Genomic DNA, 23,790 nt, shown 5'->3' on the forward strand with positions numbered 1-23,790 from the left:
TTACCGTACGATTAACACCCATCCTTTATACGTTTTAATGCCATCCGGTCTTTTCACTTCCAGGATATAGTAATAAGTGCTTTCATTCAGGTCAGAACCATTCCAGTCGTTGCGGTAGTCGTTGGACCGGTATACCTGTCCGCCCCAGCGGTTGAATACCTGGATGCGTGAGCCGGGGTATTTTTCAAGCCCGCCGATGATCAGCCGTTCGTTCTTGCCATCGCCGTTCGGCGTGATCACGTTCGGGAATGAAAGATCGAAGCCTTCTATCGCCGTGCTGGCCGATGCGATGTTGTTGGAAGAATCAGCATCAGGCATGGTGGCGCTGTAAGCGGATGCTTCGTTCACCAGCGGGCCACCTTCTACTACACGGGAAGTAAGCGTCATCTGAACAGTAGCTCCCGGCATCAGGTCCCCGATGTTCCATTCTACCAGCTTGGTGGCCGGCGTTACGGTTACCTGGCCTCTTTCAGCGGAAGTATGCGTGGGCACATCCAGCTGCACGGGCAGGCGGTCTTCAGCTCTTACGCCGGGAACCGCTATGTTGCCTGCGTTCCTCACCGTGATGCGGTAGGTCAGGTTCTGACCCATGCGGTAAGGGCCTGTGGCTGGTGACACGATAGTTTTGGTCACCACGAGGTCTCCCCTCAGCCTGTCCGTATCCGTGATGGTTACAGTAGCATCGGCCACGGCACCTGGTATATAGGTGTAGCTGGCGGATTGGCCGCCGGTGATTATGAGTTGTACGGTTTCCGGTTGTTCTATTTCATCATCGTCCTGGACAGTAACAGGAACGGTTACACTGCCAGCGCCCGCGGGAATGGTGATGGTGCCGCTGATGGCCCTGTAATCCGCATCCGGCGAAGCCGATCCGCCGATCATGTATTGGATGGTGATAGCTTCCTGTGTGCGTTTGCCGCCTGCGAGGCTGATCGTGAACTCACCGTTTACGGTAGGCTCTGTCGCATCAGGTATACTGGCGGTTATCGCCAGGCCCAGGTTTGTATTGTCATCATCCGAAATGGTCACGGTGCCGGCATTCGCAGTACCTACGGTGTAGGTGATGCTGGATGATGCTCCACCACTGAGGGTCAGAATAACTGTCTCAGCCGGTTCTATGAGATCGTCGTCCTGAACGTTCACTGGAACGGTGACGCTGCTGCTGCCCGCGGGGATCACAACAGTACCGTTGAGCGCTGTGTAATCAGCTCCCGTAGCAGTGCCGGCGATGGTATAATTCACGGTAATATCAGCTACGGGTATCTTGCCGCTTTCCAGGCTGATGGTGAATACACCCGATGTGGCGGGCTCTGAAGCGGCAGGCGTGCTGGCAGCCACCACCAGGTTCAGGTTGGCGATGTCATCGTCTGCAATATTCATGGTCGCGGAGCCGTTCATGCCCGGTGTGAGCGTAAGGCCGGTGGTGGTGCCACCTGTTATGGTCAGGATGACAGTCTCATCCCCTTCTATCAGTTGATCGTCCGTTACTATCACCGGTACCGCAACGCTGTTCTGACCGGCAGGAATTATCACGGAACCACTCAGTGCGCTGTAGTCTGTACCTGCTGTGGCAATGCCGCCGACGGTGTAGTTCACAGTAATGTCCGCGGATGAAGTGATGCCACCCGGCAGGCTGATGATAAAGCTGCCGTCCGTGGCCGGTTCTGCCGCATCGCCGCTGTTGGCTACATTCAGCACGAGGTTGGCCGGTATGCCTTCATCGTCTGCAATATTCACCGTGGCACTGGCCGTACCCGGGAAGCTGAAGCTGGTACTGGTTCCGCCGGTGAGGGTGAGTATTACCGTTTCCAGCGGCTCAATCACCTGGTCATCTGTTACATTCACGGGAACACTTACGCTGTTCTGGCCGGCCGGTATGGTCACCGTACCGCTCAGCGCCTCGTAGTCAGTACCCGCAGCCGCACTTCCGGCTATAGTGTATGTTACCTGGATGTCTTCAGATGTTGCGATGCCGTCAGGCAGGCCGATACTGAAGGCTCCGCCGGTGCCTGGTTCTGCACCGTCCCTTGTCTTGGTAATACGGAGCGTCATGTTTGCCGGTGTGTTGTCATCGTTCGTGATGTTTACCGTAGCGTTGCCTCCGGCTGTATATGCGAAGCTGGAAGAACTGCCGTGTGTGAGTGTTACGATTACGGTTTCTGTATTCTCCAGGATATTGTCATCCAGTACATTTACGGGTATGCTGACACTATTCTGACCGGCGGGTATCAATACCCATCCGCTCAGCGGAGTATAGTCAGCACCCTGACCTGCGGTGCCGTTTATGGTATAGTTCACCAGTATCTCTTCTGATGAAACAATATTTGCAGGCAGGGCTACAGTGAAGCTGCCGTTTGTTGACGGTTCGGCTCCATCGGCTCCTTTCGTGACAGTCAGCGCCATGTTTGCAGGCACGGTACTCTCATTATCCAGGATGTCCACGGTAGCTGTACCATTGTTGCTGCCCGCTGTCAGTGTGAAGTTCGCTGAAGCGCCGCCTGTTACTGTCACAATTACTGTTTCAGTGATCTCGATGATCTGGTCGTCTTTAACGGCAACCGGTACGTTCACCCCGGGCTGGCCTGCAGGGATAACTGCTGTGCCGCTTAACAGCACATAGTCATCCCCGGAAGCGGTGCCTGAAACGGTGTAGCTCACAGTCACGTCTTCAGCTACCAGGATGCCCGCCGGGAGATTGATGCGGAATGCGCCGCCTGTTGCCGGTTCTGCGGCATCGGCAGTTTTCACAATATCCAGCGTCATGTTCACAGGCGTGTTGTCGTTATCTGCGATGGCTACGGTAGCATTGCCATTTGCGGTGAATGTAAAACTGGTTGAATTCCCACCTGTTGGTGTGATGATAACCGTTTCGGTGGTTTCTACGATCTGGTCATCAATTACTACTACCGGAACGCTGACAGCGCCTGTTCCCGCTGGAATTACGGCAGTACCGGCAAGGGCCGTGTAGTCGGCGCCGTTACCTGCCGTGCCTGCGGTCGTATAATTTACCGTGATATCTTCCGCCGCCGTTACCCCGGCAGGGAGGTTGATAGTGAATTGACCGTTAGTGCCAGGCTCTGCGCCATCCATGGTTCTTACGGCTATCAGCGTGGTATTGGCCGGCGTGTTGTCATTGTCCGTAATATTCACGGTTGCAGCCGCAGCGTTAGCCGTATAGGTAAAGCCGGCAGATGCTCCGTTTGTAAGGGTCATGACCACCGTTTCCACATTTTCGATCACCTGGTCATCCTGCACATTCACTGCTACGCTTACCGCGTTTTGTCCCACAGGGATCACAGCGGTGCCGCTCAATGCAACATAATCGCTGTTGGTAGTGGCGGTACCGCTGATGGAATAGTTCACGGTAATGGGCTCTGCTGCGGTGATGTTCGCAGGCAGGTTGATGCTGAATGCTCCGCCTGTGCCCGGTTCTGCACCGTCCGCCGTTTTAGTGGCGGTAAGCACCTGGTTTGCGGGTATGTTATCATCGTCTGCGATGTTTACGGTAGCTGTATTGGCTGCGCCGTCGGGGGCGAGCGTGAAGCTGGCTGATGTGCCGCCGGTAAGCGTTGTCACTACTGTTTCGGTTCCTTCTATCACCAGGTCGTTGTTCACGGTAACCGGTATTGCAACGCTATTGTCTCCGGCAGGCAATACAACGCTGCCGCTCAGGGTAACATAGTCGCCGCCGCTGGTGGCTGTGCCCTGAACTGTATAGGTAACCATTATCGGTTCTGCCGCCGTTACACCGGCTGGCAGGCTTACGGTGAAGCCGCCTGCGGTGGACGGTTCTGCTCCATCCGCTGATTGGGTGATGCTCAGCGCCAGGTTCGCCGTCGTGTTGTCATTATCTGCAAGGTTCACGGTGGCGGCCGCGTTGCCGGTTGCCGGGGTGAAGCTGAAGCTGGCGCTGCTTCCACCTGTTGCGGTCAGCACCACTGTTTCAGTGTTCTCTATCACCAGTTCGTCAATGACAGTTATCGGTACGCTTACGCCGTTCTGACCGGCCGGTATCACCACCGTGGTGCCAGGATCAACATAGTCTGTGCCGTTGGCGGCGGTACCTGTTGTCGTGAAGCTGACAGTGATATCTTCAGAACTGGATACCCCCGCTGGCAGGTTGATCCTGAATGAGCCATTGGTGGCCGGTTCTGCTGCATTGGCTGTATTTGTCACCAGCAGTACAGTATTGGCCGCTGTATTGTCATCGTCTGCGATGTTCAGCACGGCCCCGTTCGCGGCCGGATCGGCGGAATACGTGAAGGAGTTGCCGTCTGTTCCGCCGCTGAGGTTCAGTATAGCCGTTTCCGTGTTCTCTATGATCTTGTCGTCCACAACGTTCAGCGGAATGGTCACACTGTTGGAGTAAGCCGGCAGCGTAATGGTAAACACTGAATAATCAGTATTGCGGATGGCAATGCCTGCCATTGTATAAGACAATGTGATGTTAGTGCTGGATGTATAACCTGTTGGCAGGCTTACGGTGTAATTGCCTTTGCTGCCCGGTTCTGCGGCATCGGTTGTTTTCACCACCTTCAGCACCTGGTTGGCGCCGGTGGCGTCGTTATCCGCGATATTCACCGTGATGCCGCCATTAGCCGGATCAGGCGGGTAGATAAATGCGTTGCCGCCTCCGTCTGTCGAGCTGCCGGACAGCAGGGTGAACACCATCGTTTCCGTGGGTTCGATGATCTGGTCGTCCAGCACATTCAGGTTTACGGTGATGCTGTTGGTATTGGCGGGGATCGTGATCGTGCCCAGCGACTGGAAGTCCAGACCTGTTACCGCCGTGCCCGACAACCTGTAGCCAACTGTTATAGGCTGTGCGGATAGGGCCACGCCTGCCAGTTTAACTGTAAAGGTACCGTTGGTTGCAGGTTCTGCTGCATTGGTGCCTGTTAATACCTGCACTGGTGTGCTGCTGGCGGCATTGGCATCTATGATAGACACGGTGGCGCTGCTGCCGGATGGGTCGATGGTGAATGGATAGCTGGTAGACGCAGCGTTTGTAAGTGTCAATATTACTGTTTCAGGCCCTTCAATGATGCCGTCGTTACCGGCGTCCACGTCGATATACACTTCATTGGCTCCCGCAGGTATTACAATGTTGCCGGCCGAAAGCCCTAACATCGTATAATCCGCAGGCGCAGTGGCTGTGCCGGAGAGGCTGAAGTTTACTACCACATCCTCGGAAACGGTCACACCAGGCTGCAGGGAGATCCTGTACTGCCCGTTGGTACCTCCTTCTATCGCGTCGGATACTTTGGTGATGAGCACCACGTTCCTGTTGCCGGTGTAATCATTATCGGCAATGTTCACGATGGCTGATGCTGTGCCGGAAGCTGCCGTATAGGTGAACTTCGCATCGCTGCCTCCGCTGATGTTCATCATCACTGTTTCATCAGGTTCTATGACCAGGTTATCTATAACCGATACCGGCAAGCTTACGCCGTTTTGGCCGGCGGGGATGGTCACCGTGCCGGTAATGGCCTGATAATCCGTGCCCGGCGTGGCTGTGCCTGCACCTATCGAATAGGTCACCGTAATCGGGTTCGCTGAAATGACGCCGGTAGGCAGGCTTACCATAAAGGCGCCGTTGGTGCCGGGTTCCGCGGCATCGCCGGCGTTGCTGATGGAAAGCTCCAGGTTGGCCGCGGTATCATCATCGTCTGTGATATCCACGGTTGCGCTGTTAGCGGTGGTACCAGGTGTATAAGTGAAGCTGGACGAAGTGCCGTTGCCCAGCGTCAATATCACTGTTTCTGTTCCTTCGATCGTCTGATCGTCAGTCACTGTTACAGGCACGCTTACACTGGTTTGGCCTGCCGGTATCACTGCGGTGCCGGTGAGCGCAGCATAATCGCTGCCGCCAGTGGCTGTGCCGCTTATTGTATAGGTAACCGTGATATCCTCTGTGGGCACAACGCCTGCGGGCAGGCTGATGCTGAAGCCGCCGTTGGTAGACGGTTCAAATGCATCCGTTGTTTTGGTTACGATCAGTGTGCGGTTCGCCGCATTGCTGTCATCGTCCAGGATGTTGACGGTTGCGGCTGCATTGGTGGTGCTTGCCGTGAAGGCGAAGCTCGCAGAGCTGCCGTTGGTGGCCGTCAGTATCACGGTCTCGGTGTTTTCGATCAGCTGGTCGTTGGTCACTGTCACCGGTACGCTTACGCTGTTCTGACCAGCCGGTATGATGGCCGTGCCACTCAGTGTTGTGTAGTCGCTTCCGGCGGTAGCAGTGCCCGCAATCGTATAGTTCACCGTTACGGCTTCAGCCGTCAGGATGCCGGTGGGCAGGCTGATGCTGAAGGAACCGTTAGTGCCCGGTTCTTCGCCATCCACGGTTTTCGTTACGATCAGCGTGCGGTTCGCCGCTGTGTTATCATTATCGGTAATGTTGACGGTTGCGGCTGCATTCGTGGTGCTTGCCGTGAAGGCGAAGCTCGTGGAGCTGCCGTTGGTCACCGTCAGTATTACGGTCTCGGTATTTTCGATCAGCTGGTCGTCGCTTACTGGCACTGTTACGCTCACTGCATTCTGGCCGGCCGGTATGATGGCCGTTCCGCTCAGGGCTACGTAATCTGTGCCGCTGGTGGCTGTACCGCTAATGGTGTAGTTCACGGTGATGGCTTCTGAGGTCAGGATGCCGGTGGGCAGGCTGATGCTGAAGCTGCCGTTAGTGCCAGGTTCCGCGCCGTCACCGGTTTTTGTAACGCTCAGTACACGGTTGGCCGCTGTATTTCCTCCGTCTGCTATGTTTACAGTAGCGGTGCCGTTGGTAGTGCTCGGAGAGAATACGAAGCTGGCTGAAGTGCCGCCTAAAAGCGTGGCTTCTACGCCTTCTGTGCTCTCAAGCAGCTGGTCGCCCAGCACATTTACAGGCAATGCCACCGCGTTCTGGCCGGCAAGGAGGGTAACCGTACCGCTCAGCGCTGCATAGTCGGCCCCGCCGGTGGCTGAGCCCGCGATGGTATAGGTAACCGTGATGTTCTCCGATGCTCTTATACCCGCAGGCAGGCTGATGCTGAAGGCGCCGTTAGTGCCCGGCTCTGTGCCGTCCTGGGTTTTAGTGATGCTCAGCACACGGTTCGCATCGCTGTTGTCATTGTCCGTAATATTTACAGCGGCGCTGGCATTGGTAGCGCTGGCTGCAAACGTAAAACTGTCCGTGCTGCCGTGGGTCACCGTCAATACCACGGTTTCTATGGCTTCTATCAGCTGGTCGTCCATCACCGGTACAGGTATGTTTACTGCATTCTGGCCAACCGGTATGGTCGCCGTTCCGCTCAGCGCTGTATAGTCACTGCCCGCAGTGGCTGTACCGCCGATCGTATAGTTCACGGTAATGGCCTGCGATGTCAGGATGCCGGTGGGCAGGCTGATGCTGAAGCTGCCGTTAGTACCAGGTTCTGCTGCATCCGCTGTTTTCGTCACACTCAGTACGCGGTTCGCTGCATTGTTATCATTGTCTGTGATGTTGACAGTTGCGGCTGCATTGGTGCCAGCAGTGAAGGTGAAGCTGGCAGAGCTGCCGCCGGTGGCCGTCAGTATCACATTTTCGGTAGCTTCTATCAGCTGGTCGTCAGTCACCGGTACCGGTACGCTTACGCTGTTCTGACCGGCCGGTATGATGGCCGTGCCGCTCAGTGTTGTATAGTCGCTGCCGACTGTAGCTGTACCTGCAACCGTGTAATTCACCGTAACGGCTTCTGATGTCAGGATGCCGGAGGGCAGACTGATGCTGAAGGCGCCATTGACAGACGGCTCTTCACCGTCCGTTGTTTTCGTTACGCTCAGTGTACGGTTCGCCGCTGTGTTATCATTATCGGTAATGTTGACGGTTGCGGCTGCATTCGTGGTGCTTGCCGTGAAGGCGAAGCTCGTGGAGCTGCCGTTGGTCACCGTCAGTATTACGGTCTCGTCAATTTCGATCAGCTGATCGTCGCTTACCGGCACTGTTACGCTCACTGCATTCTGGCCGGCCGGTATGAGGGCCGTTCCGCTCAGGGCTACGTAATCTGCGCCGCTGGTGGCTGTACCGCTAATGGTATAGTTCACGGTGATGGCTTCTGAGGTCAGGATGCCGGTGGGCAGGCTGAGACTGAAGCTGCCGTTAGTGCCTGGTTCTTCTCCGTCGCCGGTTGCTGCCGCACTAATCACGCGGTTGGCCGCTGTATTTTCATCATCGGCGATATCCGCTGATGCGGTTGCGTTCGCAGTGTTGGGCAGGTAGCTGAAGCTGGCTGACGAGCCGCTGGTCACTGTAACTGTCACCGTTTCCGTGTTTTCGATCAGCTGGTCGTTAATAACCGTTACCGGTATGGTCACGCCGTTCTGGCCGACAGGAATAATAGCTGTGCCGTTCAGCAAGCCGTAATCAGTGCCACCTATGGCTGTACCGCCCGTCGAATAATTGACGGTGATCGCTTCGGACGCCAGTACGCCTGTGGGCAGGCTGATGGTGAAGCTGCCATTGGTGGAAGGTTCAGCGGCATCCGCTGTTTTCGCCACGCTCAGCAGGAGGTTGGACGGTGTGGCGTCTTCATCCGCAATGTTCACCAGGGCATTGCCTGCCGTAGTGCTGGCGGTGAAGGCGAAGCTGGTGGAGCTGCCGTTGGTTAAGGTCAGTATAACGGTTTCTGTATTTTCTATCAGCTGGTCGTTGCTAACTGTTACCGGTACGCTTACGCTGTTCTGGCCGGCGGCAATGGTAGCCGTACCGCCCAGGGTCACATAATCGCTGCCGGCGGTAGCTGTACCACCGATCGTATAGTTCACCGTGATGGCTTCCGATGTCAGGATGCCGGTGGGCAGGCTGATCGTGAAGCTGCCGTTGGTAGACGGTTCTGAGCCATCCGCTCCTTTCGTTACACTCAGGATGCGGTTGGCCGCTGTATTCTCGTTATCGGCAATGTCCATAGTGGCCACGTTCGCCGCTCCCGCTGTAAAGGCGAAGCTGGTAGACGAGCCATTGGTGATGGTCAGTATTACGGTCTCGGTATTTTCGATCAGCTGATCGTCGCTTACCGTTACCGGTACGCTCACGCCGTTCTGGCCTGCCGCGATGGTAGCCGTACCGCCCAGGGCCACATAATCGGCGCCCGCGGTGGCCGTACCGCCAATGGTGTAATTAACGGTAATGTCCTCGGTTGCCGTTATGCCGGCCGGCAGGTTGATATTGAATACATTGTTTGTTGATGGTTCGGCCGCATCGCCGGCTTTGGTAACGCTGAGCGTTCTGTTGGCCGTTGTGTTGTCGTTATCGGTAATGTTTGCTGTAGCGTTGCCTGCAGCAGGGTCAATGGTGAAGGCAAAGCTGGGCGAGCTGACGCTGTTGAGCGTAATTACCACTGTCTCGGTACCCTCAATGATCTGGTCGTCTACCACGGTACCGGTTATGGCTGAAATTGTCCCCGCCACTATCGTTGCCGTACCACTGAAGTGTGCTGTGCTTAGGCCATTATAGTCGGCGCCCTTTACCGCGGTACCGGTTACCGTATAGTTGACTGTTATGTTCTCGGAACTGGTGATCCCTGCGGGCAGGCGTAAACGGAACCCAAAGAAGGAGCTGCTGCCTTCAGCTCCGTCGCTCGATTTTACTACACTTACCATACGGTTTGTCGCAGTATTTTCGTCATCCGTGATATCCACGGTAGCTGTTTTATTGGTCGCAGATGCCGCAAAATTGAAGCTGGCACTGGTGCCGCCAGTGAGCGTAAGTATCACTGTTTCGATGTTTTCAATGATCTGGTCAGGCAGTACGGACACAGGCACTGTCACACTGTTATCGCCGGCCGGTATTATCACTGAACCGCTGAGTGCCGTATAGTCCGTGTTGATACCGGCTGTGCCAGCCACCGTATAAGTTACCGTGATCGGTTCAACGGAGGTCACATTAGCGGGCAGGCTGATGGTGAACAAGCCGTTGGTGCCTGGTTCTGCCGCGTCGGTGGTTTTCACCACGCTCAGCACGTTGTTCGTTGTATTGTTATCGTTGTCTGCAATATTGGCCGTAGCGCTGCCGTTGCTGCTGCTGACGGTATAAGCAAAACCAGGAGAGGTTCCGCCTGTCAGTGTCAGTGTTACGGTTTCCGTATTCTCTATCACCAGTTCATCTGTAACCTCCAGCGGTATCGTTGCACTGCTCTGCCCGGCGGGAATCGTAGCGGTACCGGAAAGGGCCACATAGTCATCGCCGCTTGTGGCGGTGCCTGCAACGGTATAGCTCACGGTGATATCCGCAGAAGGTATCAGGCCGCCAGGTAAGCTGACCTTAAAGCTGCCGTCCACATTCGGTTCTGCCGCATCTGTTTCTTTTGTAATGCCCAGTACCATGTTGGCTGGCGTATTGTCATCGTCCGCGATATTCACCGTGGCAACATTATTGGTGGTGCTTGCAGTGAAGTTGAAGCTGAATGAAGTGCCGCCGGAGATCGTGGCAACCACGGATTCTGTATTCTCAATGAGGGTTTCATTGATCACGTTCACAGGTATGCTTGCCGCATTGGAGCCGGCAGGAATGGTGACCGTTCCGCCCAGGACTGTATAATCTGCTCCCGCAGTAGCTGTACCACCGATGGTATAATTTACAGTGATGTCTTCGGAGGCCAGTATGCCTGTCGGCAGGCTCACCCTGAAACCGCCGTTCGTAGTAGGTTCGACCGCATCGGCGGTTTTTACAATGCTCAGCACGCGGTTAGCGGGGGTATCGTCGTTATCGGTGATATCCATCGTTGCCGTGCCCGCTGTAGTGCTGGCAGTGAAGGCGAAGCTGGTAGAAGTGCCGCCGGTAAGGGTTATCGCTACCGTCTCTGTCTGTTCGATGATGGCGTCATCCACAACATTTACAGGCAGGGTGGCGCCGTTTACACCGGCAGGAATGGTAACTGTGCCAAGGGCGGCGTAATCCGTGCCCGCAATGGCGGTGCCGGCGATCGTATAATTCACCGTAATGGCTTCGGTAGCTGTTACACCGGCGGGCAGGTTAATATTGAAAAGATTGTTTGTTGTCGGTTCGGCCGCGTCGCCTGCTTTAGTAATGCTGAGCGTCCTGTTGGCCGCTGTGTTGTCATTGTCGAAGATGTTCGCCGTGGCACTACTTGCAGCCGGGTCTGCGGTAAAGGTAAAGCTGGGCGAATAAGCAGTGGTGATGGTGATCACTACGGTTTCTGTGCCTTCTATGATCTGGTCGTCTATTGCCAGCCCGGGCACAGCGCCGCCACCTCCTGTTCCTGTGAAAGTGACTGTCCCACTGAGTGGAACCGGGACTGTTAAATTCCGGTAATCGGTGCCATTCACTGCTGTACCGCCTATCGTATAATTTACCGTGACGCTTTCGTCAACCCTGATTCCCGTTGGAAGCTGGAAATTAATTCTGAAAGATCCGGCGGCGCCAGCGCCTCCTTCAGTCGCGTCCCGTACGAATACGGCGCTTAACGTCCGGTTAGCCGGTGTGTTGTCATCGTCCGCAATATCTACAGTAGCGGTTTTCGCTGTTGCAGAAGCAGTAAAGTTGAAGCTGCCGCTGGTTCCACTGTTGACAGTCAGCATTACCGTTTCAGTATTCTCGATCAAGAAATCGTTGGTAACGGTTACAGGTACCGTAACGCCATTTTGGCCGGCCGGTATTACTATCGTACCGGTGATTGCGGTATAATCCGTACCGGTGGCTGTACCGCCAATAGTATAGTTCACCGTAATGTCTTCAGTAGGGATGATGCCCGCAGGCAGATTGATGCTGAAGCTCCCGTTGGTACCGGTCGGGTTTCCTTCCACCGCATTGCCAGTATTGATTACGCTCAGCACACGGTTGGCAGGCTCGCTCTCGTCATCATTGATATTCACAGTGGCATTACCCGCGGTAGTGCTGGGGGTAAGTGTGAAGTTGGTTGAAGAACCGCCCGTTATCGTCAGGATCACGGTCTCTACGTTTTCCATCAGCTGGTCATTGCCCACAACGACCGGTACCGATACGCTGTTGTCTCCGGCCGGTATCACCACGCTGGCTGTCAGCGCAGTATAATCCGCACCGGGTGTAGCCGTGCCGGCAACCGTATAATTCACGGTAATGGCTTCGGAAGAAGTCACGCCCGCAGGCAGACTGATAGTAAATGCCCCGTTAGTCGCGGGTTCTGTTGCGTTGCCGCCGTTGGTTACACCCACCACTGTTTTTGCAGGGTCGTTCGCGTCGTTGTCCGCGATAGTTGCGGCGGCGCTGGCCGCTGTGCTGCTGATATTATAAGGGCTGGCAGTGGTCACACCGGTAGCCCCGACCAGGGTAACGGTTACATCTTCTGTTATTTCTATTATGTTGTCATCGTCCACTGTCACAGGCAGCGTAATGCTGTTGCTGCCACTGGGGAAAGTTACAGTGCCGGTCAGGCTCGTATAGTCGGTTCCGTTAATAGCAGTTCCTGTTACGGTGTAGTTCACTGTGATATCCTCCGTGGCTGTAACGCCGGCGGGCAGGCTGATGCTGAAAGAACCATTCTGTGTCCCTTCCGTTCCATCCTGCACTTTCTGGATCGCCAGCACCGAATTTACAGCCGTCAGGGCGCCGAAGGTGGAGAAGTTCTGAATGTTGTTGAACTCTACGTATTCAACGCCGTCCTGCTGGCCGGTGGCCGCGGGGATCAGTTCGGTGATGTTTGCCAGTCCTTGTGGAGCCAGATCGGCCAGGGTGCCGGTAATATCACCGGTATGCTTGAACCATGTCCATCTTTGAACACCCGTTACGCCGCGCGTAGTGCCCAGTGCTGTTTCCGCATGGTTCCTTTCAGCAGGATCCCAGAACAGGCGAAGCGTTATTCCACCGTTCAGGGTAAGATCCGCGCCGGTGTATGTAATATTTACCAACCTGCGCATCAGCTGTGTGCCATAATCGGCACCCACGTTCTGGCCCAGTTCGGTAGCCGTATTCCTGTTCACGTCTATCAAAGCGGAAAGCTGGGACACGTCCATGGTGTTGCCGTTAAGGGCGATGGATGCGATGTATTTATTGGGATCGGAAGGATCGATGAAATAAAGTGTGCCGTCTTCGATACAGGTGGCTGCCACTGTTCTTACTGTCGCATCCGGCACCAGGTTGGCGGTGCGTTCGGGATGATGGGTAATGAGGGTGAACACCGCGCCGTTGGTCAGCGCGGTCACGTTGTCGAAGCTGACAATGCCGCCGCTGAAGCCTGTTGCAGGTACTTCAGTAACGGCCCCGGTAGCGAAGTTGCCATCGCCGTCCTGGTCGATCATGATCTTGAAGTCTTCCGCCGCGTCGCCCACTACGGTGATGCCGTTCAGATCGATCTGGAGGCTGAGGGGATGTGAAGCGATATCGTAATTGGTGAGCTGCGCTTTCCATTCCTGCGTGAGGCGTTCAGCGATACAGCTGCCCACCGGCAGGTCCGTGCTGGAAACGGTCATAGCTGCGCTGTTGCCGGCCAGCATGACGAAGCTCTTGTCTGCTGTGAAAGTATTGATATTCTCTGCATTGGTAGTAGCGATCGAGCGAAGGCCTACGGTGAGGATGTTGCCCGCGTTCACGCTGCGGGATTGCTTCTGCACCAGTGCGGAAGCATCGTCGCGGCCGATACCGAAGATATTGATCTTGTAAGCGCCGTTATTGGCAGCCGTCCAGAAAGGCACAGCGTCTGAAGCCAGGTAGCTGGTAGGCGCCGTCTGATCCAGCGTGAGGCCGTATTTGATGCCGAGATAAGATTCAATCTTTATGCTGTTATCCGGGGTAAGAGCGGACCGGTAAACGATCACTTCAGGGATCTTTCCGTTGAAGATGCGGGGATCGTATACAGCGCTGCCTGCGGTGCGGCCGCCTACTTCAAAGAAAGTAGTGGCATAACCCAAACAGTTCGTACCGGCGGCCACCACTGTTCTCCCGTTAATGGCAAGTTGGGAATTAAGGCCATTACCAGGTACAGTGTAAATACCACGCCCTATCGACGGCACACCTGTTGGGAAGGCGGCAGAGGCGGGAGTACAACCGGCTCCGTCAAGAATATAATTAGTAGCGTTGGCATAAAGACCCATACCGGCTGCACCACCATCATTAGCAGTCCAATCAGCCAATCCGCTGAATATGCCGCCCATTGTGCCTGATGATGCATTCCCCATAGCTCCTTCTACCACGCTTACGCCAAATACAGTGGTCTGAGTACTATTCCAGTCCGCCAGCGCATTACCTTTCAGCGACCTGTTCACTGCACCGGTGAAATCTACGGACGGGTTGAAGTTGATAGCGTTCGGCACCAGGGTGATCGCAGCCGTAGGTGTGATCGGATCGGTATGCGCGAGCGTGGATGCGCGCAGCTCGGTAACAACATTATTGCTGCCGCTCTGGTCGATCCATTGCTCTACGTTGTTGCTGGCGTCCGCCTGCACACCAATGTCTGCCTTCACCCATAATATATCGCCCAGTACGCCGCCCGGTGCGGTTACCAGTGCGGCAAAGGTGAAGTGTTGGGCATTGTTCAGGTCAACAGTCACAGCGTAATAATCCACACCATCGATAGTGGTCCGTGAAAGCGCGCTGTACTGGTCGCTTCCATCAATGGTTTCATCATTGCTCACCACCAGCTGCGGGGAAGAAACGGTGGAAGAAACGACAGATGCGGGAATAGCGATCTGTACATTACCTACCGTGCCGGTTTCCTGCACTTTCCATATCCTGGTCATGCGGGCGGTAACGCCGGGCTTGGTGGTAAGGCCGGTAGCGAAGGCGGTGGATGCACCGTCGTCGCCCCATACTAAATATGTTTTATCAGCGGTAAAGTTGTTGGCGTTGGACAGGTTGCCTGCCGCAATGCCGCCGAGGCCCACTATGGGCTGGAAGCCCGTGTTGATGCTTCGGGACTGCTTCTGCGAAAGCCCTTCCACATCGTCGCGGCCGATGCCGGTGATGTTGTTTTTATACGTAACGTTAGCTGTGGCATCCCATACTTTGGTTGTGCCGTCTGTTGCCAGGTAATCCGTAGCTACGGTCTGGTCCATCGTATAGCCATACTTGATGGCCAGGTAAGTGGATACACGCTGCAGTTCAGGGGCTGTTAACGCAGTGGGATATACGATAATATCCCCCATCGTACCGTTCCAGGCCTGGGTACGATCCCATGGCCAGGCGCCTATACCGGCGGCAACGTTGCCTGTATTCCATGCCTTGGCCACCGGCCCGCCTAACACTTTCATCTTGCTGTAAAGGGTGGCATTACCGCCATTACCTGCCCATACGCCCACCATTTCATTGAACACACCTGGTTGCCAGTTACCGGCAGGACTTGTCACGTCATTGGCCCATCCCACAAAATTAGCTGTTCCGTTCCCGCCTACAATCGCAAGACCAGAACCTACGTTGGTAGATCCGGCGCCGTATGCGAGGGTAAACTTATTGCCGCCGGTGGTGATGGTTGAGCTGCCGGTACTGAAGAATGTTCTGGCAGTGGTGCCTATCGGCAGCTTGGTGATATCCAGGCTCATGAAATCCGCACCGTCAAAATTCACTACAGGGTTAAAGTTAGTATTGTTTACAGTGTTGTTCAGGTACAGTGGTTGGTCGGCTGCCACGGTTGCCGTGGCGTTGTTCAGCTCTGATGCGTAATCCGTCCAGCCGCTGATGGCTGTGTTGTTTGTGGCGCTGGAAGTACCGGCGTCGGCGCGCAGCCACAGGCTGGTTCCTACTATGCCGCCCGGCGCTTTGATAGAGGAAGCGAAACTAAAGTACTGCCCGTTGGTTACATCCACACTGGCTGCAAAATGTTTCACACCATTCAGCGTGATCTCGCTTACGGGGATGAACTGGTCTGTTCCATCCAGGGTAGCATCACTGCTCAATACCAGGTAAGTTCCGGCGGCGTTGGGCAATGCATCATAAGGCACTGCAACCTGTACGTTGCCTACGGCGCCCGTTTCCTGCACTTTCCAGATGCGCGCCATGCGGTAATTCACAGCGGGATTGCCGGTGATCGCTGTTTTGAACAGCGTGCTGGCGGCATCGTCGCCCCATGTCAAATAATTTTTATCTGCTGTAAAGCCGTTCGTGTTGGCGAGGTTAGTCTCTGCGAGGCCGCCCAGGCCGATAGCCAGCTGCATGCCGGCATTTATGCTGCGGCTCTGTTTCTGTAAAAGGTCTTCCGCGTCATCACGGCCTATACCTGCGATGTTGTTCTTGTAAGTTGTATTGGCTGCCGCGTCCCACACTTTGGTGGTACCGTCGGTGGCCAGGTAATCCGTCGCGCCGTTATTCAGCGTAATACCGTATTTGATGGCGAGATATGTATTGATACGTTGCTGCTCGGGCAGTGTCAGCGCATTGGCATACACGATCAGGTCGCCCATCCGGCCATTGTAGGAGTTCGTGTTCCGGCCAAGCTGGAAAGCACTGTTACTTCCGCTAAAAGTACTGATGTTATTACCCGTAAGTACGCTTAAGCCGTTCTTGTAAATAGCCTGCTTGTTTGCCGGAAGTGTAACGTCGCTGGTGGTTGTCCAGAGGATGGTTTGGTTATTGACAACTCCTGCGTTATACGAAAGGCGGTTGCTGATGTAGGGAGCATCCCAGTACACAAAGTTATCCGACCAGGTAGCATGCAGCGTAAACTGGGTACCGGTGGCCGTAGGCTCGGTGAAGATCACCGTCGCTCCCGCCGCCGTCTGGTTAGTCGCAAAGAAAGCAGCAGCCCCGTTATAGCTGCCGTTTTTCAGCAGGGAAGGACCTGTTAAACCATGAGTACCGCCATTGAATCTCACCACGGGGTTAAAGTTCAGGTTGCTGGCCGCATTGTCCAGATACTGCGGCTGGCTGGCCGGCGTTACCTGGGACACGACGTTGCCGTTGGGGCTGTAGTCGTTCCACTGGCTTATCGGCATATTGTCTGCAGTCGCGGATGTACCGGCGTCAGCCCGGAACCATACCATGGTGGCGCTGGTTACACCGCCCGGGTATTTGGCGGGGGCGCCAAAGGTAAAGTAGATGCCATCCGGCATCAGGCTGGTGTTCAGGGTGATGGTCTTGTCTGCGGTCAGCGGCAGTTCCTGGTTGATGGTAGCAAATGTAGGATCGGTGCTGATCAGGAGGTGCACGTCCGTGCCGGTTGCATTTGCTTTCAGGGTGATCAGTTGATCCGCCCAGTTGGTCTTATCCACCTTCCAGATGCGCGGCAGGCGGCGGGTTACGCTGCTGCCGCTCACAACGTCGGTGTATGATGCGGCGGACAGGCCGTTGTCTGCAAATACAAAGAAGGATTCATCGTTGGCGATGACATTGGTGTTCTGCTCGTTGGTAATGGCAATATTGTTGCCCAGGGAGATGGTCACAAAACCATCGTCTACGCTGAGGGATTGTTTAGTGTTCAGGTTAGTCGCATCATCCCTGCCGATGCCAGTGATGCGGGACTTGTAAGTTGCGTCGGCTGTCCAGTACACAGTGCCATCCGCGGCAAGGTAATTGGTGGCGCCGCTGTTCAGCGTGATGCCGTATTTCAGCCCCAGGTATGAATCTACCGACTGGCGTTCCACATCGGAAAGCACGCGGTCGTATGCGATCACCTCTCCCATGCTGCCCATCCAGTAAAGCCCACGGGCGGCTGTAGTGCGGGAACCTATGGAAATAAGATTGGCGGTAGTGGGTGTTAAATTAACAGTACCCTGGTTATCAAGTGCATGATTTTCAAAGATGCGGACACCGTTGGTAGCATTTGTCTGGGTAACGCTGAATATATATGGTTTACTAGGCAGCAAAGTGTTCAGGCCGTTTACTCCGGCAACTGCAGCTGAATTTTCCAGGAAATTCAATCTGGCGGCATTAGTAGCCCGGAATTCCATTCCCTGGGCACCACCCACCGCACCGGAGCCGATGATCTCCCTGATGGCATCGTAGGCTGAGCTGCTGGCAACGGCGAAGATAGTAGAGGTAGACGGATCGATGCGGGTTGTTGTAATATCCAGGAAGTCGTCCGTACCGTCGAACACGAGGCTGTAATTGAAGTTCATTCCGCGGGCATCGGTGATGGGCTGACCGGCTACAACGCCCTGTGCGGCATCGTTGCCAAAGTTGCTGAAGTCGCTCCACTTGCTGCCGCTGGACATTCCATCGTCCGCGCGCAGCCAGAATGTAATACCGTCTTTCACGCCGTTCGGCCCTTTGATCATCCTGGCGAAAGTGAAGTAACCGTTGTCCGGCAACAGGTTGCTGTTGATAGCAACAGCGCCGTCCTCATCCATTACATAAGCCGCATCTCCTGTTCCGAAGGTCGCATCCGCACTTACCAGCAGGTAGGTTTGCGCATTACCGCCGGCAAGTTTGATGGTAATATCCTGGTCCGCCCAGTTGGTTTTCTGCGCTTTGAAAATGCGCGCCATCCGGTGATTGATGGTATTGACACCGGTTACCGGGGTCAGGTAAGTGAGGGCACCGTTGTCGTCGCCGAAGCTGAGGAAAGAAAGATCATTGGTGATCTCTGTGGCATTCACCGCATTGGATACCGCAACAGCAGGACCGGTAGCGATCGTAACGATACCAGTTTCCGAGTTCAGGGACTGCTTCTGATACAGCATGCCCCTGTCGTCGCGGCCGATACCGGTGACGCGGCGGGAGTAGGCGCCGCCTTCAGCGGCCTGCCACATGGTAGTGGTGCCATCGCTGGCCAGGTAGTCCATGGGCACATCGATGCCCAGTGTAAGGCCATACCTGAGCGCTATGTAGGATTGTACCTGCTGGCGTTCCACAGCGCTCAGCTTGCGGGAGTACATGACCACCTCGGGAATAGCCCCGTTGAAAACGGCATTGTGGCCGGCTCCTATATAATTGGTGAGCGGCACCGACGCAAAGCTCACTGCATTAACATTTGCCGTTGCAAGTACCTTGCCATCAATACCAGCCGCCCAGTCGTTGGTGGCGCTCCAGATATTCAACATATGCGGGTTGCGCACATTAACCCCGGCAGGGTAAGTAAAGGTGCGCCGCGCAGTGGCGGAACCGAAATATGTAATGTGAATATTGGGGCTCCATGTATATGATGACTGGCTGCTGGCATAAGTGCCGCCAAACTCAAAAGGATAGTTCGGGGTAGTTACGCCGTTATCCAGGTTAGAGAGCTGTACAGAGAATATTTCACCCGCCGTCATGACATTTGCAAACTGCGGCTGTGTGAAATAGTTATTGCCGGGGAAGTTTATGCCAGGATTGAAGTTGAAAGACGCCGGTTTCCATTCTGACACAACTGCAAAGCCTTTAGGCCACACACGACCGGACGGACTCATTTCTTTCCAGCTTGAAACGTTGTTGCCGCCAGTGATGCCGGCATCCGCGCGAAGCCATACTTCCAAACCGGCTGCAACACCAGCGGGTGCCGCCTGTGCGGTGGCGAAAGTAAAGTAAGCGCCGTCCGGCAGCAGGTCGCTATCCACGTTCACCAGGCCACTTTCATCGAGCTGGTAAACATTGTCACCCGCACCGAATGTCGCATCACTGCTCACCAGCAGGTACTTCGTGTTATCCGCTCCCATCAGCGCCAGCCTGATATTGCTCTTCGCCCAGTTGGTACGGTCTATTTTAAAGATACGCGCCGTATGTAGGGTGATCTTGCCCAGGCCGTTGACAGCGGTGGTATAAGCGTCTGCTCCCCCGTTATCGCTGAAAGTAAAGAAAGAAAGATCGTTATCAATATTGGCAGGATTCTCTTTGTTGGAAGGAGCGAAACCCAAACCTGCGGCAATGCTTACATTAGCGCCATCAAGCTGGGAGCGGCTTTGCTTCTGGAGCAAAGTACCGTTATCGTCCCTGCCGATGCCGGTGATGCGCTGGCCGTAACCGACACTCTTGGTAGCGGTCCACATACGGGTGGTGCCGTTGCTGGCGATGTAGTCCGTTGCGGCGCCTGCGGCGTCCCGCAAGGTCAGCGCATATTTCAGGGACAGGTAACTGTTCACCCGAATACGCTCGTCATCAGTCAGGCGCCTGTTGTACAAGATCACTTCGGAAATGCGGCCCTGGAATACCGAGTTGTGCCCAGCCCCGATGGCTGAGTTGATACCAGCCCCCCTGCTGAAAGTAACAGGGAAAGTAGTGCTGCTGCCTACATTTCTGCCGTCGAAGTTCAGCGCCCAGTTGCCCGTTGCGCTCCAGTTATTTAATATATGCGCCCGCTGCATATTGATTGCGCCCAGGGGGAAGCCCGGCCGCGCGTTTGTACCAAAGTGCGTATAGTGCGAGCCGTTACTGTAGTGATAGAACTGTTCTGTAAGATTGGCAGGATCACCACCGAATTCAAACGGGAAGCTGGGGGTGACGGAATTAGCCGCCAGGTTGGAGAACTGCACGGAGAAAACCTCGCCCGCAGCATACGAAGCTGTAATGCTCGGGATCGTAAAATAATTGTTGCCCGCGAAATTAAGGGTCGGGTTATAGTTAATGGAATTTGCCTGCCAGGCAATAATACTCGCAGGAGTGGCTTTGGGCCATTCCCTTTGCACTGCCTGATCCTCCCATTTGCTGACACTGCCGTCAATGGCCGTCACACCCGCATCGGCTTTCACCCATGACTGCAAATCGGCAGATACGCCGCCGGGGAAACGCTGCTGCTTGCCGAAGGTAAAGAAAACGCCGTCGGCCAGGTCGGCGCTGGAAAGCGTAACCGTCCCGTTGCCGCTCAGTTTCAGCTCCCGGGTGATCGTACCGAAATCAGCAGCTGTGCTGATGAGCACGTACTTATCCTGCGATCCGCCATCCAGTTTCAGGGTTACCTGCTGGGTATTATTCCAGGCCGCGGTTTTCTGCACTTTCCAAACACGGCCCATGCGGCGCGTTACATTCACGCCGGTCACCGCCGTGAAATAATTAGGCGTTCCGCCGTTGTCGCTGAACACCAGGAAGGCTTTGTCGTTCGTGAAAGTATTGGCATTCGCGGCGTTAGACGCCACAATGGCATTGCCCAGCGCGATCGTCACAATACCGGTGTCCTGGCTCAGCGACTGTTTCTGGTTCAGCATAGTGCATTCATCGCGGCCAATGCCGGTGATACGCCTGCCGTAACCCGTGTTGCCGGCGGCGGTGTATACCTGCACGGTGCCGTCGCTCGTAATATAATCGGAGGCGCCGTTATTGATCGTAATGCCATATTTCAGCGCCATATAGGATTCTATGCGTTGTACTTCCGCCGGCAGCAGGTCGCGGTTATAGACGAATACTTCCGGCACCATCACTTTTGAAAACTCATTGTTAAATGCACCGCCTATATCCATCGTCCATACGCCTGCGTCGGAAGCGGCGGCGGCTTTCACCACCGCGCCATTGCCCCTGAATTCATATGCGCCGGTAGCGGCCCGCTGGAAAGAATACATCCTGCCTTTGGTACTAATGGCCACGCCTGTATTCAGCCAGGCTTCTGCGAACAGCTGGTTCTCCATGTTAGCATGCCAGCCGAACAGCTTGTTGCCGGTAGAGCTGGTGAACACACGGCCGGTCTGTGTCCCTTCCAGCTCAGCCATACCCATCAGGGTATAAGCGCCGGTAACGCCGGCTGCCGCGGGCACGCGATGAGCGTCGTTGCCGTCATAATAAACAGCGGGATTGAAGTTAACCAGGTTCGTGGTGCCATCCGGGTCGCCCACTACGGTCATATGATTGGCATTGCCGGAAATATCACCCCAGTTCACGCCGTTCACCGCCTGGTCCGCACGGTACCATGCCAGAATGCCGCTGTTCACGCAGGCAGGGCCGGAAAAGGTCATGGGTATGCTGTTGCCAAATTCCGAAGTACCGCAGTTATTGGCGGGTATGCGGAGAGTAGCTGTCCAGAAGCCCAGGCCTGTTGCGCCCGGGCCGGCATTGTAAGGAATGGTATGCGTGGAAGTCCCTGCGGTTACGCCTGTTAAGGTCGTAACATAATATTGCCCGCTCTTTTTACTGGTAGCGGGATCGTTGGCATAAATGTCTATCGTGTATTGCGCGCCTGCCGTTATATTCGGTATGGTGAGCTGCAACTGGTACTGCCCGCCTCCCTGCGGTGTGGACGATACCAGCACCGGCGTCCGGTTGGTGGCGGCGGTATACGTACAGTTGCCCGCGGGGTTTGAAATGCCAATACCGGTATTATTATAAATGGAGTTATTGGTGATGATCACCTTGTTGGGCGCATCATTATTAATACCTGCGCCGCCATTGTCATATACGACGCAACCGGTCACCTGCGCGTCTGTTACGCCTGCTCCGCCATAGAACCAGATGCCATGGTTCGCGTTGTTGATCACCGTATCGCCCGTCAGGTCGAAATCAGAAACGGCATTGGCGCCGTTGAGCACAATGCCGGAACGTTTGCTGTCCCTAAAAGAAGAATTAATAATGTCTACATTGCTTCGTGCGAAGTTGCCACCAAATTCAATTCCATCATTATTATTGGTGAACTTTGAATTGGTCAGCTGGAAGTTGGTCGCCGCGCCGGTTGCGAGTATCCCGTCGCTTTCAAATTGATTAAAAGAAACGTTGTCGATAGTGACGTTGGATGCAGCGCCGATAAAATATATCCCGTAATCCGTCTTATCCGTATTGGCGATCTTCTCGCCGTCCAACACAGAATTGCGGATGGTAAAGCCGTTTACCGTGGTTTCGAACCTGATATGGGTGGAACCCGGGTGAAGCCCGGGCTTATCGTTCCCCATCGTCATCTGGTTCATCGTGATATTGGTGGCTGCACCGTTGAACCAGATGTTGTGAATGTCGTTCTCGTTTATATTTACCGTATCGAGGGTAACAGCATTCGTAGTATTATCGAAGCGGATAGGATAATCCCCGCCGTCAGGCCCGGCTACGGCATACATGTCCACTGTAAACCTGTTCAGCTCTATATTGGTGTTCACGAAATCGCTGTAAAAACCCAAAGACAGGCCGCCGTAAAGTGAGTCGATCGTCACATTACGGAACATGATGTTGTTGGCTGTTTCCACCGCGCCCGCAGTATTGTCCAGCACAATAGCGTTCCTGAAACCGCTGATGTTGGAGTTCGTCAGCGTCCACCCGTTCACCGACGCATCGCGGAATACGATAGCTTCCTCTCCGCGGGCATTTCCCGCGGTGCTCAACTGGATATTATCCATCACCAGGTTCGTATGCATCCCCGCCTCAAAATAAAAAGCCCGCCCGATATGAGGACTGGGGCCGGTAGGCTCCACATCCGTTGAATAGATATTTTTTATCGTCAGGTCGGTGGTTGCCCCCCGCATCCGCATGAATGAATTCAGGAAGTTGCCCACGGTACTGAACGACCGGATGTTCTCAATGGTGATCCCGGTCCGGTTGGGAAAGATGTCGACATTGATGCCCCCGTTATTCTGTATCGTAAAGTTCCGGACCGTTGTATTGTCCGCATCGATCGCAAATGGATTGACAGCAATGTTGCTCCCGGTACAAAACAGTGTGATCTTGTTTTGCCCGTCGATGGTCAGCGTATTCGCCGTAATGGCAGGAAAACCACTGCTTAGCGTGATCTGCCCATGTACATTAAATACGATGGAATGAGGCCCTGCCCCCGCGGCATTCGCATCCAGGATAGCCTGCCGGAAAGAGCCGGGGCCGGCATCGTTGGTGTTGGTTACGGGAAAGGTGTCTGCCATCGCGGTGGCGGTCATCGAAATGCCAAACAGTAAAAGCATGAAACGTTTACAGCTTTTGCTGAAAGATCTCGCATTCGGATTGGGTGCATTCAAGCGGAACATGATACTGAGCTTTGAGTAAAGAAGGGGTGCCCGGCCTGCTCTTCTCTGCAGCCTGCCAGGAAAGGCTCTCCGGGAGAACCT

General features: G+C 54.9%; 1 protein-coding gene. It reads right to left on the bottom strand.

From position 1 onward, the window contains the following. Positions 1–23,646, bottom strand: coding sequence for a Calx-beta domain-containing protein (locus EG028_RS17620; RefSeq protein WP_185096823.1), 23,646 nt, complete (start codon positions 23,644–23,646; stop codon positions 1–3). Between the last annotated feature and the right edge of the window lie 144 nt (positions 23,647–23,790).

This window comes from Chitinophaga barathri (assembly GCF_003807585.1).
GTDB classification, from domain to species: domain Bacteria; phylum Bacteroidota; class Bacteroidia; order Chitinophagales; family Chitinophagaceae; genus Chitinophaga; species Chitinophaga barathri.

What these genes read in the sequence shown, in the direction of transcription:
- EG028_RS17620 (WP_185096823.1), bottom strand. Translation starts at nt 23,646, where the DNA reads ATGCTTTTACTGTTTGGCATTTCGATGACCGCCACCGCGATGGCAGAC.